Source organism: Dethiothermospora halolimnae (assembly GCF_037577855.1).
Lineage (GTDB): Bacteria > Bacillota > Clostridia > Tissierellales > VENL01 > Dethiothermospora > Dethiothermospora halolimnae.
Genome location: NZ_JBAKFX010000029.1, coordinates 31885 through 48717, shown reverse-complemented (window position 1 = coordinate 48717; position 16833 = coordinate 31885). Strand labels below are relative to the sequence as shown.

Below are 16833 nucleotides of genomic sequence, written 5' to 3'. Positions count from 1 at the left end.
CTTTACAAGTTTATCTTCACAGTATGAAAAATTCAGATTGTCTTAGTGAACCGCCGTATACCGAACGGTACGTACGGTGGTGTGAGAGGCCGGTAGATAAATTAATTATCTACCTCCTACTCTATATAAATAAATGATATAATAAACCAAAGGATTAAAAAATTTCTTGAGGTGGTATTATGTATAAGATATTTTTAGTTGAAGATGATGAAGGATTAGTCAAGCATGTGAAAGATTTTTTAGAAAAATATAGTTATGAGGTATTTACAGTGGAGGATTTCAAAGATATAGAGGCTGAATTTGATAGGGTTAAACCCCATTTAGTTCTTCTTGATATAAATCTTCCCTATTATGATGGTTTTTATATTTGTAAGATTTTAAGAAAAAGATCAAATGTACCTATAATCATAATTTCTGCTAGAACTTCAGAGGTAGAACAGGTCATGGGTATGGAGTTTGGGGCAGATGATTATATAACAAAGCCCTTTAGCTTTCAGTTGCTATTAGCCAAGTTAAAGGCTAATATAAGACGAAATTATAGGATGCTAAAAGATGAAAATACTTTAAAGATAAATGGTTTGTATCTAAATGATAGAAACTTTAATATGTATTTTGATAGAAAGAATATAGCATTAACTAAAAATGAGTTTAAATTGTTAAAAAAACTTATGGAGAATAAGGATAATGTAGTAACTAGAGAAGAGCTTTTAGAGGTATTATGGGATAACGAGTTATTTGTTGAGGACAATACATTAAATGTAAATGTTACTAGGGTGAGGAATCGATTAAAGGAGATAGGTATAAAAGGGGCAATAAAAACTAAACGGGGTATTGGATATAGTTTGGATTCTAATATGATAGGATGATTTTATGAAGAATATTATAAAAAAATATTTAAAAGATAATATAGCAAAGACATTATTATACTTTTCAAATACATTTATCATAATATTATTTTTTTACTTGTATACCGATGGAAAGGTTCCTATTAAATATCCATTAATTGTTTCTTTTTTTATATACTTTCTATTTATATCAATACCCCTTTATAGATATATAAAGTTTAATAAAAGTATTAGAAAATCTATAGACAATCCCAATTATGGTATAGAAGTAGATACATATGAAAGGGAAGAAGTACTAAGGGTAATAACCGCTATTCATAGTCAATATAATAAAAAAATATATAAATTAAAAAATCAAATGAAGGATAGTACTAAATTTTTCTCCCAGTGGGTTCATAATATGAAGACTCCTTTATCTGTAATAGGTTTAATAATTCAAAAGATAGAAGATAAAAAAGATTATGATGATGAACTGATTATGGAATTCAAAAGGGAAAATAGTAGACTAAATGATAATCTAGAACAGATCTTAAACCTTATAAGAATTGAAGATTTTAGCACTGACTATACTCCAGAGGTAGTAAACTTATATGATTCACTAAAACAAGTTATTAATGATGAAAGAAGTAATTTTATTTATAGTAAGGTTTATCCTAAAATATTATTTAGTAAAGAAGATGTATATATATTAACTGATAAAAAATGGAATCAATTTATGTTAAAGCAAATCATTTCTAATGGGATAAAATACAGTAGAGGAGAAAAGGGTAAAAATATATTTTTTGATATAGAAAAAAAAGACAAGTATATATATTTCTCCATTGAAGATCAAGGTATTGGTATACCATTTTATGACCTCGATAGAGTGTTTGAACCATTTTTTACAGGAGAAAATGGACGAAAATATAAGAACTCTTCAGGAATAGGGCTGTATATATGTAGTGTTATAGCAGATAAATTAGGTCAAGAACTTACTATAGATTCTAAAGAAGGTGAAGGTACCACGGTAAAGATAAGATACCTTTCAAAAATGTAATGCAGTTGTAAGATAATTAGATTTCTAACAATTCCTAATGGATATAAAATAAAAATAAATAATAAGATGGGAGGTTAGAGATTATGGTTTTAGAAACAAAAGGTCTTATAAAGGTATATGGAGGCAAAAATGAAAGTAATACTACAAATGCTCTAAATGGGGTTAATATAAAGGTGAAAAGGGGAGAATTTGTGGGGGTTATGGGACCATCGGGAAGTGGTAAGACTACACTTCTAAATATATTGGGAGGGATAGATAAAGCTACATCCGGTGAAGTAAAAATAAATGGTAAAAATATAGATGATTTAAATAAAAACTCCCTAGCTTTATTTAGGAGAGAAAATATTGGGTATATTTTTCAAGATTTCAACCTTTTAGATAGTTTAACTGTAAAAGAAAATGTTATGTTACCTATGATTTTAGATGGTAATAGGTCTAGTAAAATGGAAAATAAATCAAAGGTTATTATGGAGTTCTTTGATATATATGATATAGGTGATAAATATCCCTATAATATATCTGGGGGACAGCAGCAAAGGACAGCAATCTGTAGAGCCCTTATAAATGATCCAGTTATTGTCCTTGCAGATGAACCAACAGGTAATCTTGATTCAAAGTCATCTAATAATGTAATGGATAATCTAAAGAGAATGAATGAAGGTCGGGGAAGTACTATACTCATGGTTACCCATGATGCCTTTGCAGCGAGTTTTTGTCATAGAGTAATATTTATAAAAGATGGAAAAATACATATGGAAATAATGAAAAAGAAAAATAGAAAAGAATTTTTTGATAGGATATTAGACTGCCTTGCAGTAATGGGTGGTGATAGAAGATGACATTTAAAGATATAGCAATTAAAAATTTTAAATTTAATGTCAAAAGATATATATCATATATAGGATGTAGTTTATTTTCTATAACAGTATTATTTATCTATAGTACCTTACTTTACAATAAAGAAATAGAGAGGGCGGTTAAGCACACTCCAATTGAAGGTATGATAAATATGATTTTTGGTGCCCTTGTTGTATTTTCTTTTGTTTTTATAAGTTATTCATATATTTCTTTTACAAAGTCTAGGGGAAAAGAATTCGGATTATTTTTAACATTGGGAATGACTAAAAAGGATATAAATAGGATAATAAGGGTTGAAAATAGTTTGATAGTCATAATATCCCTTATAGTTGGATTATTAATAGCTACTGTGTTTTCAAGGGTATTTTTTATGATAATAGTAAGAATATTAAATATAGGCATAGAGGGCTATGCCTTAAGCTATAAAAGCTATATATTAACCAGTGGAGTTTTTTTGGTATCTTTATTGATAATACTAATATTAACTAAATTTTATATAGGAAAACTAGAAATAACCGATATTATAAAAGTATCACGAAAAGGTGATATATATAAAGGTTATCGTCCTTTGTTAGGGATTTTAGGACTTATATTGTTAATATTATCTTTTTTATTAATGTACTTTACATTTACAGGAAAAATATCTAAAAGGACAGGGGGGATGGTATCTTTATATATAATAATGTGCTTAGTAGGATTATATTTAACCATATCTCAGTTTGGAAATATATTAATATACTTTACAAAAAAGAATAAAGAAATATATTTTAGAAATATAATAGGCTTAACGGATATAAGTTATAGATTTAGGCAATACAAAAATATACTTTATACTATAACGGTATTAAGTGCAACAGTAGTATTTTTTATAGGGTTATGTTATGGGGTCTATATGGGAATTCCAGATATGATTAAGGCTGAACAACCCTATGACATGATGTATATTGAAACAAATACTAGAAATAATATCCCTAGTGCTGAGCTAGATAAAATATTAAAAAGTGGAGATACAAAGCTTACTGAAAAAAAACATATGGAATTTTTGCAAATGAAAATAGCCACAAGACAGAAGGGTCAATACAGATGGTGGACTAGATTTATTCCAATAATATCGGATCAAATACTAAAGGAGATATTAGAAGTAGATATAGATGTAAGTAGAGGTAAAGCTATTTTATGGAAGACTAGTGATGAGGTTATGTCACTATCTGAAAATGAAAAATCTATAAAGGTATCTGATGAAGCTAGTGGTAAAGCATATGACTTTCAATTACAAGGTGAGGGGTCTGGAGCATTTATAAATAAATCGGCAGATAGCACCCACTTTATAATAATAGATAACCAGGATTATCAAAGAGTATTAAAGGATATAAGTAAGTCGAAAGTAGGGGAATTTCATTTGTTTAATTTTAAAGACTGGAAAAAGACAGAAAGTATCCATGATAAACTTTTAGAAAAAATACTCAAAGTAAATAATATATCAACGGATAAAGATAAATATCAATTACGATATGCTTGGAAATTAAGACTAAATTTTGTTTCGAAAGTAGTGGAATACAATGCTATGCTTAAAGAAAATGGTTTTTATCTATTTATTATGATATTTATAGGGTTACTATTTTTTATTTCCAGTGGAGTAGTTTTATATTTTAAAATATATAATGATATAGAAATAGGAAAAAAAAGATATAGAAAATTGCTGAAAGTAGGTATAACAGACATTGAAATGAAAAAAATAATATCGAAGGAACTAAAGGTTATGTTTTTTATTCCATTGATCATGGGAAGTTTTATCGGTATAGGATATATAGCTATAATGATGATGGATATATCTATATACAGTGAATTAATCTTAAACTCTATAATTGTTGTAGCAATATATTTCTTGTTTCAAATGGTATTTTACTTTATAACAAAGAAAAAATATATAGCTGAGGTAATAGAGTAATATGAAGGTATATAAAGGTCGTAAAGATTTTAACATTCTTTGGCATAATAGGTCTTCAAGAAGAAAACCTAAGGGCTTTAATATATTTAAGCCTACATAAATTTATGGACTCACCAATTCCCTGATCTCTGCACCTTGCACCCTGCACAGAACAAAGAAGCGCCAACGGCGCCTTTGTTCTTTTTTTGGGGAATATTTAATAGTTTATATCAAATACTAATGGAAATAGCCCTAGGAGGAAGATATTTTGAATAAAGAAGTTATTTCAGAAAAACAAGGGATATCTCTTTTAGTATTATTTATAGTTGGAGGATCTTCAATATTTGCTCAAGCATTGTCAGCGGATAGAAATGTTTGGTTAGCATATATACTAGCTATATTGACCGGATTTCCATTAATGCTAGTATATGCAAGGCTTCATTGTATATTTCCAGGTAAAAACTTTTTAGATATTATTGAAATTTGTTTTGGCAGTATAATATCTAAAATAATTATATTAATATATATATGGATTTCCATTTTTATAGCTGGAGATATAGTTGTTATATATAGTCAATTTATAAACTTAATTAGTTTTCCAGAGACTCCCCAAATAATTACTAAGTTATCTTTGATAATACTATGTATTTTAGGAGCTAAGAAGGGAATAGAAGTTTTAGGGAGAAGTAGTAGACTCTTTCTTATAGTACTACTTATTTATTTAGTTGCTATAGTAGTATTTTTAATACCTGAGATGGATATTGAAAAGCTTAAACCAATACTTTATGAAGGTGCTAAACCTGTTTTTATGGGAACCCTTAGTGTATTGGCTTTTCCTATTATGCAAATCGTGATTTTTACTATGACTTTTTCAACATTTAGTAAAAAAACTTCTCCTTATAAAATATATATTTTAGGAATGTTAATAGGAATAGGATATCTAGCCATACTTTCTACAAATAATATTTTAGTTTGGGGTTTAAATGTAACAGAGAGCTATTATTATCCTTTATATACTACCATTGCAGGAATAAATATATCTAACTTGGGACAAAGAATAGAATTAGGAATAATTATTATATTTTTTTTAGGAGGATTTATTAAAATATCAATACTAATAGTTAGTGCATGTAAAGGTGTTGGAAAAATATTTAATTTTAAAGATTATAAGATTATAATAATTCCCATAGCATTATTAGTAACCAATCTATCCCATATTCAATATAAGAGTGTAATGTATTATTATGAGTTTAATAGAGAAGTGTGGCCTTATTATCATCTTCCATTTCAAATATTTTTACCATTAATAATATGGATTATAGCAGAGATTAAAAAGAAAAGAGCAAAACTTATACAATAAGTGGATATAATAAAATGATATGAGGCTATATAATGTATAACAATAATAAAATTTAGTTGCTGGGGGGGTTCGTAATCCCACAGCTTGTTGAAAAATACAGTTTATGGCATGATAGGTCTTCTAGAAGAAGACTTAAGGGCTTCAATATATTGAAGCCCTACATAAACTTATGGACTCACCAATTCTCTGCTCTCTGTACATTGAACTCTGGGCAGAACAAAGAAGCGCCGACGGCGCTTTTGTTTTTTATAAAAAAAGTACAAGCTTTAACTTAAATTCTTAAAAAATCTTAATAATATCTAGACAAACGATAATTTAATACTTTATAAAATAAATAAAAATAAATTAGGTATATGAAAACATAATAACTGAATTTTCTGAATAAACATAAAAGAGAAACAAAATACTCATTTTTAGTTTAATCTTTGGAGGGAGGGGTTTAAAGGTTAGAGATTTAGGTACTCAAATGGAACTATGAAAGAGGTGGAAGAGTTGGGAAGGTTTATTTTTAAAAGGTTAATATCAATGCTCATAACTATCATTTTAGTAACAACATTTACATTTATATTAATGCATTCTATACCTGGGGGACCTTTTACAAAGGAGAAAAAGGTACCTCCAGCTATAGAAGAAGCACTGGAAGAAAAATACAACTTAAATGATCCACTACCTATACAATATATTGATTATCTAAAGGGAATTGCAACATTTGATTTGGGACCGTCATTTCAATATGAAGGTATGTCGGTAAATAAGCTTATAAAAGATGGATTTCCAACATCTGCAAAGATAGGGGGGCTCTCTGTATTATTAACATTAATAGTAGGAATTCCCTTTGGAATATTATCGGCATTAAAACAAAATAGCTGGCAGGATTATACAGTTATGTTCTTAGCAACATTAGGAATAACAATACCTGCATTTGTGTTAGCGACTATATTGATTTATTTCTTTTCACTTAAGTTAGGATTATTTCCTACCTTTGGTATAGATGATTGGACAGGATACATATTGCCAGTAATAGCACTATCGGGTTACTCTCTATCTTTTATAACAAGACTCACACGCTCAAGTATGTTAGAGACTATGCAGCAGGATTATATAAGAACGGTGAGGGCAAAGGGAATACCAGAAAGAATCGTTATATTTAAACATGCACTAAGAAACTCCATCTTACCGGTTGTAACCTATGTAGGACCAATGGTGGCAGCTATCTTAACGGGATCATTTGTAATAGAGAGGATTTTCGCATTACCGGGAATGGGAAGACACTTTGTTCAAAGTATAACAAATAGAGATTATACCACCATTATGGGAATAACAGTATTCTATGCAGCATTTTTAGTAATTATGGTGTTTATAGTGGATGTTATTTATGTATTAGTAGACCCAAGAATTAAATTTGACAAGTAGAGAGGGGGAAAACATATGGAAGACTTAAAAAATAATGATGAAATCATATCAAAGGAAATGTGGGAAAGAATTGATGAAGAAGATAAGGATAATGAAGCAATAAATAGAAAAAGCCTTACTTATTTTCAAGATTCATGGAGACGACTAAAGAAAAATAAACTAGCAATGATAGGGTTAGGGGTAGTTGTTTTATTAATTTTGATAGCCATATTTGGCCCTCTCTTCTCGCCCTATAGCTATTCTGATCAAAATTTAAGGTTTGCCAGTTTGAGCCCTAGATTGGGATTACATAAAATATCAGATAATACATATGTGCACTTAGCCAGTGGACTTAAATTATATATTACATCTAAAGATGGGAAAGTTTTAAAGTTACTAGATCCAATAAAACAAGATGTAATAAAGAAAAATAAGGTATATGAGATAAATGGTGAGAAAGTTATTGTTGATTTTAGTAAAAAGCCATTCGATCTTTTAAATGAAAGTGGGGACCAATTTCCATATTATAAAAAGGTATGGAATAAAACCTACTATCTAGGTTCCGATGACCTTGGCAGGGATGTTTTAGTAAGGGTTATTTATGGAGCTAGAATTTCATTACTTATAGCTTTTATTGCAACTATTGTTAACTTTTTTATAGGAATATTATATGGAGGAATATCAGGCTATGCCGGTGGTAAAGTAGATAATATTATGATGCGTATTGTTGATATTATAAGTACGGTTCCCCTTATGCTTTATGTAATTCTGTTAATGGTGGTTTTAGGCTCAGGGTTAAAACCAATAATTATAGCTTTAGGGTCGGTTTATTGGGTTCAAATGGCTAGGATAGTTAGAGGTCAAGTGTTGAGTTTGAAGGAAGAAGAGTATGTTATGTCCGCTAGAGTAATAGGAGCAAGCCACTTTAGAATATTACTTAGACACCTATTACCAAATGCCATGGGTCCCATAATTGTTTCTATGACTATGATGATTCCAAGGGCAATATTTGTAGAGGCATTTTTAAGTTTCATAGGATTGGGAGTTTCGGCACCAAAGGCTTCCTGGGGTACTTTAGCAAATGATGCGTTGGCTTCTTTAAGATCTTATCCATACCAGTTATTTTCTCCAGCTATTGCGATTTGTATAACCATGCTTGCATTTAACTTCTTAGGAGATGGGTTAAGGGATGCTTTAGACCCACGGTTACGTAAATAGAAAAGGGGTGTAGATAATGGCAGAAACATTATTGGAAGTAAAAAAATTAAAAACTTCTTTTTTCACACATTTAGGAGAGGCTCAGGCGGTTAGAGGAGTTAGTTTTGAAGTTAATAAAGGGGAAGCAATAGGAATAGTAGGGGAATCTGGTAGTGGTAAAAGTGTTACCTCATTATCCATAATGAAGCTATTGCAGCATCCAGGTAAAATAGTAGATGGAGAGATATTATTTAAGGAGCAAGATATAGTTAAAAAATCAAATAGAGAAATGTTAAAAATAAGAGGCAATCAAATAGCTATGATATTTCAAGATCCTATGACATCCCTTAATCCTGTATATACAGTTGGAAATCAGATTGTGGAGGCTATAATAAGACATCAAAAATTAAATAAAAAACAAGCTAGAAAAAAGGCAATAAATATGTTAAAACTGGTGGGAATACCATCACCAGAAAAGAGAATTAACAATTATCCCTATGAATTCAGTGGGGGCATGAGACAGAGGGTAATGATAGCAATAGCCCTTTCTTGTGAGCCTGACTTACTTATAGCAGATGAACCAACTACAGCTTTAGATGTAACTATACAGGATCAGATATTAAAGTTAATGAAGGACTTAAAAGAGAAAATAGATACATCTATTATAGTTATAACCCATGACCTAGGTGTAGTTGCCGATGTATGTTCAAGGATTGTAGTTATGTATGGTGGACTTATTATGGAACAGGGAACATCTAGGGATATATTTTATAATCCCAAACACCCTTATACTGTGGGATTATTAAAATCCATACCTAGGCTGGATTTAGGGGAAAAGAAAAGACTTATACCTATACCAGGTTCTCCTCCTGATTCAATCCATCCATCAAAGGGATGCCCCTTTGCTGATAGGTGTCCCCATGCTATGAGAATATGTAAAGAAAGATTGTCTCCATATTTTAACATAGATGAAAAACATAAGGCAATGTGCTGGCTACTCCATAGAGAAGCACCTAAAGTTGATATTAAAATAGGTGTTCAAAAGGGGGCAATATGATGGAAGAAAAAACAAAGGATATTTTAGTTGAAGTAAAGAATCTAAAGAAATATTTTTCCGTAAAAAAAGGGTTTTTCGGAAAAAACACCGTTTATACTAAAGCGGTGGATGATGTGAGTTTTTATATTAGAAAGGGAGAAACCTTTGGTTTAGTTGGAGAATCAGGGTGTGGAAAAACAACTACAGGAAGATGTATTACAAGACTATATGATATAACAAGTGGGGAAATTTACTTTAGGGGCAAGGAAATTGGTAGGGTAAAGGAGCGAAGTTTAAAAAATATCAGAAAAGAAATACAAATGATTTTTCAAGATCCATATGCTTCCTTAAACTCTAGGATGACTGTTAGAGATATTATAGGAGAACCACTGGATATACATAATATTGGCAATGAAAGTGAAAGACAAGAGATAATCTATGAACTTTTAAATAAAGTAGGATTAAAAAAAGAGCACTCAAATAGATTTCCCCATGAATTTAGTGGTGGACAAAGACAGCGTATAGGAATAGCTAGAGCATTGGCAGTTGAACCTAGTTTTATTGTCTGTGATGAACCAATATCAGCATTAGATGTATCCATACAGGCTCAAGTGGTCAATATGCTTGAAGATCTTCAAAAGGATATGGGGCTTACTTATCTTTTTATTGCCCACGACTTATCTATGGTTAAGCATATTTCAGATAGAATAGGGGTTATGTATCTTGGTAAAATTGTAGAAATAGCATCTAGTAAAGAACTTTATAATAAGCCTAAACACCCTTATACTAAGGCATTATTATCTGCTATACCTATCCCAGATCCAGATGTTACAGAGAAACGTCAAACGGTAGTTTTAGAAGGGGAGGTACCAAGCCCTATTAACCCACCGGCTGGTTGTAGATTTAGAACAAGATGTAAATATGCTATGGATATATGTAAAGAGAAGGAACCAAAACTAAATGATGTTGATGAAGAACATTTTGTAGCCTGTCACTTACTAAAGTCTAGTAGTTAGAAAGACAGATATATTGGTAATATGTCTAAGTAATTAAAATTTTATAAAAAAATATAAAAAAGGGGGATATTTATGTTAAAAAGAGTAATATCAATAATGTTGGTTATGATGTTAATTATGACCGGATTTGTCGGTTGTGGTAATGATGATGACACCTCAACTGATGATACTAAGAAAGAGGATGTAGCGGAAAAGGATGTTAAAGAGGAAAAAGAAGAAAAAACAGAAGAAAAAGAGGAAAAGAAGGAAACAGAAGTTTCTCAAGTATTTACTTATAATATGGGAGCTGAACCGGAAACTTTAGACCCGGGAAAAGCTACAGAAACTGTTGGTATTAATATTCTTAATAACACTTGTGAAGGCCTAACAAGGGTTGAAAAAGATGGTACCATAGGGCCAGGAGTAGCGGAAAAATGGGATGTAAATGAAAATGGTAATGAGTATACCTTTTATCTAAGAAAAAATGCAAAGTGGTCCGATGGTAAGCCTGTTACAGCCAAGGATTTTGAATACTCAATGAAAAGAGTACTAAAACCAGATACCGCTGCTGATTATGCATATTTCTTATATCCTATAAAAAATGCTGAGGCAGCCAATAAAGGTGAAATAGATTTAGATGAAGTGGGAGTAAAAGCTATAGATGATAATACTTTAAAGATAACCCTTAATGAACCTGTAAACTACTTCTTATCATTACTAACATTTGTTACAACTTTTCCAGTTAGGGAAGATGTAGTGAGTCAAGATCCAGAGGGATGGGGAATATGTGATGACGGAATGGTAGGTAATGGTCCATTTTATGTAAAACAATGGAAGCATAATGAAAAGGCTATTTTACTAAAAAATCCCCATTATTGGGACGCAGACAATGTTAAACTTGAAAAATTTGTGGGAACTTTTATTGATGAAGAATCCACTGCATTAGCAGGATTCGAAGCGGGGGATTTAGATGGTACAGATACAGTTCCAGTTGCTGAAATCCCAAGGTTAATGTCGGAAAGTGATGAGTTTCATATTTTACCAGGATTAGGTTTATATTATTATGTATTCAATAATAATGTGGCCCCCTTTGATAATGAAACAGTAAGAAAGGCCTTAACAATAGCCATAGATAGAGAGGCAATTGTGAATACAGTAACTATGGATGGAGCAATTCCAGCAAGTGGTTTAGTCCCCAGTGGATTAAATTATGGAGGAGAGGAGTTTAGGAAAGCTGGTAGCGATTATGATATTAAGCCTAAAGCCCAAATTGAGAAAGCTAAAAAATTATTAGCTGAAGCTGGGTATCCAGAAGGAAAAGATTTCCCTAAGATTACGATTAATTATAACAATAGTGAAAGACATAAAAAAATAGCAGAAGCAATTCAAGAGATGTGGAAAAAGAATTTAAATATAGATGTGGAACTGGCAAATCAAGAATGGAAAGTTCATTTAGCTACATTGGAAGAGGGAAACTATCAAGTAGCAAGGATTGGTTGGGGAGCTGATTATGTTCATCCTATGACATTCTTTGATATGTGGTGTAAGGGTAGTGGAAATAACTATTCAGGGTATTTTAATGACGATTTTGATAACTTAGTTAAAAAGGCAATGGTTACCCTTGATGAAGAAAAGGCTGCTGAGATACTCCATGAAGCTGAGGATATGTGGATGAATAGATACACTGTTTGTCCAATTTATTATAATACAGACCCAGACCTTATGAAGAATTATGTTAAGGGATGGTGGAAGAGTCCAGTTGAAATATTATATTTAAGGGATATATATATAGAAAAGTAAAGAAGTCTAATCAATAAAAATTTCTTAAGCCAATTAATTGTTTCTAATTTTAAGCCAATTAGTTGTTGGGGGATTCATAATCCCCCAACTAATTTTTTTATTTTCTTTATTGTTTTAATCTATTATTATTTCTTAGTTCATGTTCCTTAATTACCACTTCACTAAAAATATTATCTACGTTGGTTTTATCCTTATTTTGAACATTAATATAGTTTGCCATCATTTTCTCAAACTCTCCTATAGTCAAAGGCTTAGCATGTCTTTTTAACTCATATCCCAGTTGTCCATTTGCTTCAAGGGTAGCAGTTTTCACATGGGATATACTGGATATACCCTGTTGTCTAAGTCTTATCTCCAGTTGATCTACTGTTAATCTTAACTTTTTTAAGTTCTTAGGAACAACTTTTCCATTTTCAATAATAACCTTTGATTTACCAGTTATAAAGTTTTCAAAAGCATTTGACTTAATCTGTATCCATTCTACAAATAATAAAAATCCTATAAATATGGCTGCAATACCTAGGGTTCTTAGTACACTTTTATTACCAATAGGTTGAACTATTAAAGAACCTATAGATATCATTATTATAGTTTGGGCTATTGTCATTTGGGAAATTGATTTTCTCCCAGCAACTCTTAAAAGTATAGTTCCTCCAGCTATCAGTGCTAAAATTCTTGCGAAAAATTCCATTAGCTCCCTCCTTTATACTATAAATATATTATGATACAAAACCTTATTTTAAATTCTTATTGTTGCTTATAAATAATAATGTAGAATTGAAGGGGTTAACAAAAATATACTCTTATGTTATTATTTAATGGTGATGAAGTGATAGAATGTGTCTATAAAATATAATAGTGGAGGTATGAAAATGAAAAGAATAATATCAATATTAATATCAACGTTGATGATATTTTCAATAGTATCATTGGGATTTGCAGAAGATAATAAGTTGGAAGAATTAAATAGTGAAGGTATTATTGAAAAACTTGATGATGGAACTTTTGGGTTAGATAATGTTATAACTAGAGGAGAGTTGGTAAAAATAGCTATAAAACTTTTGGAAATAGATAATGAAGTTGTAGAAAATGATAATGTATATACGGATATAAAAAGTGATAATCCATTAAATAAGTATATATCTATTGCATGTAAAAAGAATTTAATAAATGGATATGAAGATGGTACTTTTAGGCCCAGTAAACCTATTACATATGGTGAATTTATTACGGTGATGATTAGAGTATTAGGACAAGAACCAAGAGATGGGATTTGGCCCCAAAATTATATAAAAGTTGGTGAAAAATTAGGTTTGATAAATAATATAAAAGATCCCAATAAAACTATAAAAGGGAAAGAAGCCTATAATATTATATATAAAGTTTTTGATAGGTTAAAATTAAAGATTGCCATGGTAACTGATTTAGGCGGAATAAACGATGCCTCCTTTAATCAATTATCTTGGGAAGGACTTAAAAAAGTTGGGGAAGATTTTGATGTTAATATAGGATATGCAGAGTCAATGAGGGATTCTGATTATATTGAAAATTTAAACAATCTTAAGAAGGATAATAATGATTTAATTTTTGGAATTGGTTATAAATTAGCTTGGGATACATTAAAACAAGCAAAGTCAAATCCCAAGGTAAACTATGGTCTTATAGATGTAATAGTGGAGGACATACCTAAAAATATGACATGTGTATTATTTAAAACTGAAGAAGGATCTTTTTTAGCTGGGTATTTAGCAGCAAAGATGACAGAGACTAATAAGATAGGCTTTGTAGGAGGCATGGAAGGAGAAATAATAGATACTTTTCATTATGGATACATAGCAGGAGCAAAATACGGAAATCCAAATATAGAAATAGTAGTAGAATATGCAGATACTTTCGCAGATGCTGAAAGGGGAAAAGAAATTGCCAATAAAATGTATGATAACGGTGTAGATATAATATTTCACGCTGCGGGAGGAACTGGAAATGGAGTGATAGAGTCCGCTAAAAAAAATGATACATATGTCATAGGGGTAGATAGGGACCAAAGCTATTTAGCTCCAGAGAACGTTTTAACATCTGTTATAAAAAAAATAGATGAAGCACTCTATGATGTATCTAAGGAGTTTATAAATGGAACCCTAAAAGGAGGAAATACATTATATTATGGTATTAGGGAAAATGGTATTGGCTTGTCAAAGACTACAAGTAAGTTAGTTCCTAAAGATATTTTAGAAGATATAGAAAAAGTTAAAGATAAGATTTCAAGTGGAGAAATAGTCGTTCCTAAAAATCAAAGGGAATATACAAAGTTTCTAAAAAATAAATAATACTGTAAAAATAGGTCAGGGGATACATAACTAGACCTAGTAGCCCTAATATCAATAAGGGAACCAATTGGGGACTATTTTGGAAAGTTGAAAGATAAACTTAATTATATTCATTTAATAGGTGGTGATGGTTCCAGTGATACCCATATGATGTTGGGAGAGGGAATTATACCATTTAAGGAGTTTTTTCACAATGCAGAGGAATATAATTATGATGGATACTTAACCTTTGAATTGGGAAGTGCATATATACATGATCTATCTTTATACATAAATATGGCAATGGATAAAATAAAAGGTTATTTAAAATAGTCAGTATTAACTGGCTATTTTTTCTAAACTTAATAAAAAATATGTCGATATATTAAATGTGGATTGCAATAATTAGTTATTATAACAAAATATGATTTCTAAAGAGGAATTTGACGATTTATGCTGAAATAAGTATTAACGTACAAAAAAATATGGAGATGGGAGTTGGTATTTTGAATACAGATATAATGTATAACAGAAATAAATTAGTTGTAAAACTAATGTGGTTTGCGATAGGATTAGCATTTTTTAGTAGTTTAGCAGGGAAGGTTCCCACTGGTGTTTTAAAAACTATCGGTATAGCAGGATCAGTTATTGGCATTACTATAACAATTTTAACTTATAAAAGAATATTAGAAAATTATATAATGTACGTAGCTGGATTTGGATTGTCTTTATTATTATTTTTAAACATAATGGAGCTCCCCAGTTTATTAGTTTATTTAGGAGTATATTTTGATATTGCAATTATTACTGTATATCATAATCACAAACCTATAATATTTACTGGTATATTAAATCTAATAATCACAAACTATTGTTACTTCGTATATGGAGACATAATGTTTTCTCAATATGGTAAAGTTGCTTTAATTGTTTTAAATCAATCGAATATATTAGTCACAGTTATGTTGGCATTCCAAGCTAAAATAGGGCTTAATATGACAAAAAAATTAAAAGCTATTAATGAAAATTCAAATAGAGACAAAGAGAAGATTAAAGATCTGTTTGTTCAAATAAAAGATACAATAAATTCATTGAGTAATTTTAGTACAAATTTAAGAGTTAATGTAACAGGGGTTGGAGAGATATCTGATGAAATAGCAGCAGCTTTTTCGGAGATAGCTTCGAGTATAGATTCTCAGGCCCAAAGTGTCAATGATATAAATGAATCCATGGAAGTAAGTAACAATGAAATAAAGTCCTTAGGAGGAAGTTCCACTGACATGAGGAAATTATCAGAAGGAACTTCGGTAATAACTAAAAAAGGAAATGAAAGTATAAATTCATTAAATCGAGAAATAGATACTGTTAATGAAAATATAGTAGATACAGTTGATATTATGAAAGATTTTAATGCCCAATCTAAAAAGATAACTGAGATATTAAATGTTATAGGAAGTATAGCGGAACAGACAAATTTACTTGCCCTTAATGCGGCAATAGAGGCGGCTAGAGCAGGGGAACATGGAAAAGGCTTTGCAGTTGTGGCAGATGAGATAAGAAAGCTAGCTGAAGACTCTAAAAACTCTACAGATGAGATATCAAGTATATTGGTTACTGTTCAAAATAAGGCGGATAATGTAACTAATAAAGTTAATAATGTTCAATATTCCTTTGAATCAAGTAAAGATATAATTAGTAATGTAAATGACATATTTAAAGAGATAAGTGAAAACACTAAAAATGTTTTAGATAGATCAGTTAAAATGGATAATAGAATAAAAAAAGCAGAAGAAATGTCACAGCATATAGTTAATGAAGTTGTGTCCATAGCAAGTGTTACAGAGGAAAATGCTGCATCTGTAGAACAATTAACAGCCAGCGCCGACGAGCAAAATAAAAAGGTGGAAAATATAACTAGTAGCTTTGAAGAACTGGAAAAATTAACAAATGAATTAGAAAATATGGTAAATAGAGATAAATAAAACTCCGGAATCCGGAGTTTTATTTATTTTTTAGCTGTGGGAGAATAAATAGACCTATAAAAAATTTGTATACATATATCTAAATTTGTATGTTAATAT

Annotated in this window: 14 protein-coding genes; 13 read left to right on the top strand and 1 reads right to left on the bottom strand. The window is 30.4% G+C overall.

Going from position 1 to position 16833, the window contains the following annotated elements; translation table 11 throughout:
- The first annotated feature begins 179 nt into the window (after positions 1-179).
- The 10 genes from V6137_RS12265 (at position 180) to V6137_RS12220 (ending at position 12446) form a co-directional block, all read left to right on the top strand.
- Positions 180-866: a response regulator transcription factor gene (locus tag V6137_RS12265; protein WP_425448233.1), complete on the top strand. Its 687-nt coding sequence runs from the start codon at positions 180-182 to the stop codon at positions 864-866.
- Between the two features lie 4 nt (positions 867-870).
- A complete protein-coding gene (locus V6137_RS12260) occupies positions 871-1881 on the top strand; it encodes a sensor histidine kinase (RefSeq protein ID WP_425448232.1) in 1011 nt (336 codons plus the stop codon).
- Between the two features lie 83 nt (positions 1882-1964).
- A complete protein-coding gene (locus tag V6137_RS12255; protein ID WP_425448231.1) occupies positions 1965-2720 on the top strand; it encodes an ABC transporter ATP-binding protein in 756 nt (251 codons plus the stop codon).
- Complete coding sequence (locus V6137_RS12250) at positions 2717-4687, top strand: FtsX-like permease family protein (RefSeq protein ID WP_425448230.1); 1971 nt, start codon at positions 2717-2719, stop codon at positions 4685-4687. The genes V6137_RS12255 and V6137_RS12250 overlap by 4 nt, the downstream gene beginning before the upstream one ends.
- A gap of 247 nt (positions 4688-4934) precedes the next feature.
- Complete coding sequence (locus V6137_RS12245) at positions 4935-6026, top strand: GerAB/ArcD/ProY family transporter (protein ID WP_425448229.1); 1092 nt, start codon at positions 4935-4937, stop codon at positions 6024-6026.
- A gap of 474 nt (positions 6027-6500) precedes the next feature.
- Entirely contained in the window at positions 6501-7439 is a 939-nt protein-coding gene (locus V6137_RS12240) for an ABC transporter permease (protein ID WP_425448228.1), read from the top strand.
- A 15-nt stretch (positions 7440-7454) separates the two neighbouring features.
- Complete coding sequence (locus tag V6137_RS12235) at positions 7455-8636, top strand: ABC transporter permease (RefSeq protein WP_425448227.1); 1182 nt, start codon at positions 7455-7457, stop codon at positions 8634-8636.
- Between the two features lie 16 nt (positions 8637-8652).
- On the top strand, positions 8653-9672 hold the full coding sequence (locus tag V6137_RS12230; protein ID WP_425448226.1) for an ABC transporter ATP-binding protein: 1020 nt from the start codon (positions 8653-8655) through the stop codon (positions 9670-9672).
- On the top strand, positions 9672-10667 hold the full coding sequence (locus tag V6137_RS12225) for an ABC transporter ATP-binding protein (RefSeq protein ID WP_425448225.1): 996 nt from the start codon (positions 9672-9674) through the stop codon (positions 10665-10667). The genes V6137_RS12230 and V6137_RS12225 overlap by 1 nt, the downstream gene beginning before the upstream one ends.
- A gap of 72 nt (positions 10668-10739) precedes the next feature.
- Positions 10740-12446, top strand: a complete 1707-nt coding sequence (locus tag V6137_RS12220) for a peptide ABC transporter substrate-binding protein (protein ID WP_425448224.1) — start codon at positions 10740-10742, stop codon at positions 12444-12446.
- A 106-nt stretch (positions 12447-12552) separates the two neighbouring features.
- On the opposite strand, the gene V6137_RS12215 is transcribed toward V6137_RS12220, so the two are convergent.
- On the bottom strand, positions 12553-13137 hold the full coding sequence (locus tag V6137_RS12215; protein WP_425448223.1) for a DUF421 domain-containing protein: 585 nt from the start codon (positions 13135-13137) through the stop codon (positions 12553-12555).
- Positions 13138-13318: 181 nt separating this feature from the next.
- Here V6137_RS12215 and V6137_RS12210 point away from each other — a divergent pair, with 181 nt between their 5' ends.
- The 3 genes from V6137_RS12210 (at position 13319) to V6137_RS12200 (ending at position 16734) form a co-directional block, all read left to right on the top strand.
- Positions 13319-14773, top strand: coding sequence for a BMP family ABC transporter substrate-binding protein (locus V6137_RS12210; RefSeq protein WP_425448222.1), 1455 nt, complete (start codon positions 13319-13321; stop codon positions 14771-14773).
- Between the two features lie 87 nt (positions 14774-14860).
- Entirely contained in the window at positions 14861-15085 is a 225-nt protein-coding gene (locus V6137_RS12205; RefSeq protein WP_425448221.1) for a TIM barrel protein, read from the top strand.
- 173 nt (positions 15086-15258) lie between these two features.
- The gene (locus tag V6137_RS12200) at positions 15259-16734 is read left to right on the top strand and encodes a methyl-accepting chemotaxis protein (protein ID WP_425448220.1); all 1476 of its coding nucleotides are present in this window, start codon (positions 15259-15261) and stop codon (positions 16732-16734) included.
- Positions 16735-16833: the final 99 nt, after the last annotated feature.

What these genes read in the sequence shown, in the direction of transcription:
- V6137_RS12265 (WP_425448233.1), top strand. Translation starts at nt 180, where the DNA reads ATGTATAAGATATTTTTAGTTGAAGATGATGAAGGATTAGTCAAGCAT.
- V6137_RS12260 (WP_425448232.1), top strand. Translation starts at nt 871, where the DNA reads ATGAAGAATATTATAAAAAAATATTTAAAAGATAATATAGCAAAGACA.
- V6137_RS12255 (WP_425448231.1), top strand. Translation starts at nt 1,965, where the DNA reads ATGGTTTTAGAAACAAAAGGTCTTATAAAGGTATATGGAGGCAAAAAT.
- V6137_RS12250 (WP_425448230.1), top strand. Translation starts at nt 2,717, where the DNA reads ATGACATTTAAAGATATAGCAATTAAAAATTTTAAATTTAATGTCAAA.
- V6137_RS12240 (WP_425448228.1), top strand. Translation starts at nt 6,501, where the DNA reads ATGAAAGAGGTGGAAGAGTTGGGAAGGTTTATTTTTAAAAGGTTAATA.
- V6137_RS12235 (WP_425448227.1), top strand. Translation starts at nt 7,455, where the DNA reads ATGGAAGACTTAAAAAATAATGATGAAATCATATCAAAGGAAATGTGG.
- V6137_RS12230 (WP_425448226.1), top strand. Translation starts at nt 8,653, where the DNA reads ATGGCAGAAACATTATTGGAAGTAAAAAAATTAAAAACTTCTTTTTTC.
- V6137_RS12225 (WP_425448225.1), top strand. Translation starts at nt 9,672, where the DNA reads ATGGAAGAAAAAACAAAGGATATTTTAGTTGAAGTAAAGAATCTAAAG.
- V6137_RS12220 (WP_425448224.1), top strand. Translation starts at nt 10,740, where the DNA reads ATGTTAAAAAGAGTAATATCAATAATGTTGGTTATGATGTTAATTATG.
- V6137_RS12215 (WP_425448223.1), bottom strand. Translation starts at nt 13,137, where the DNA reads ATGGAATTTTTCGCAAGAATTTTAGCACTGATAGCTGGAGGAACTATA.
- V6137_RS12210 (WP_425448222.1), top strand. Translation starts at nt 13,319, where the DNA reads ATGAAAAGAATAATATCAATATTAATATCAACGTTGATGATATTTTCA.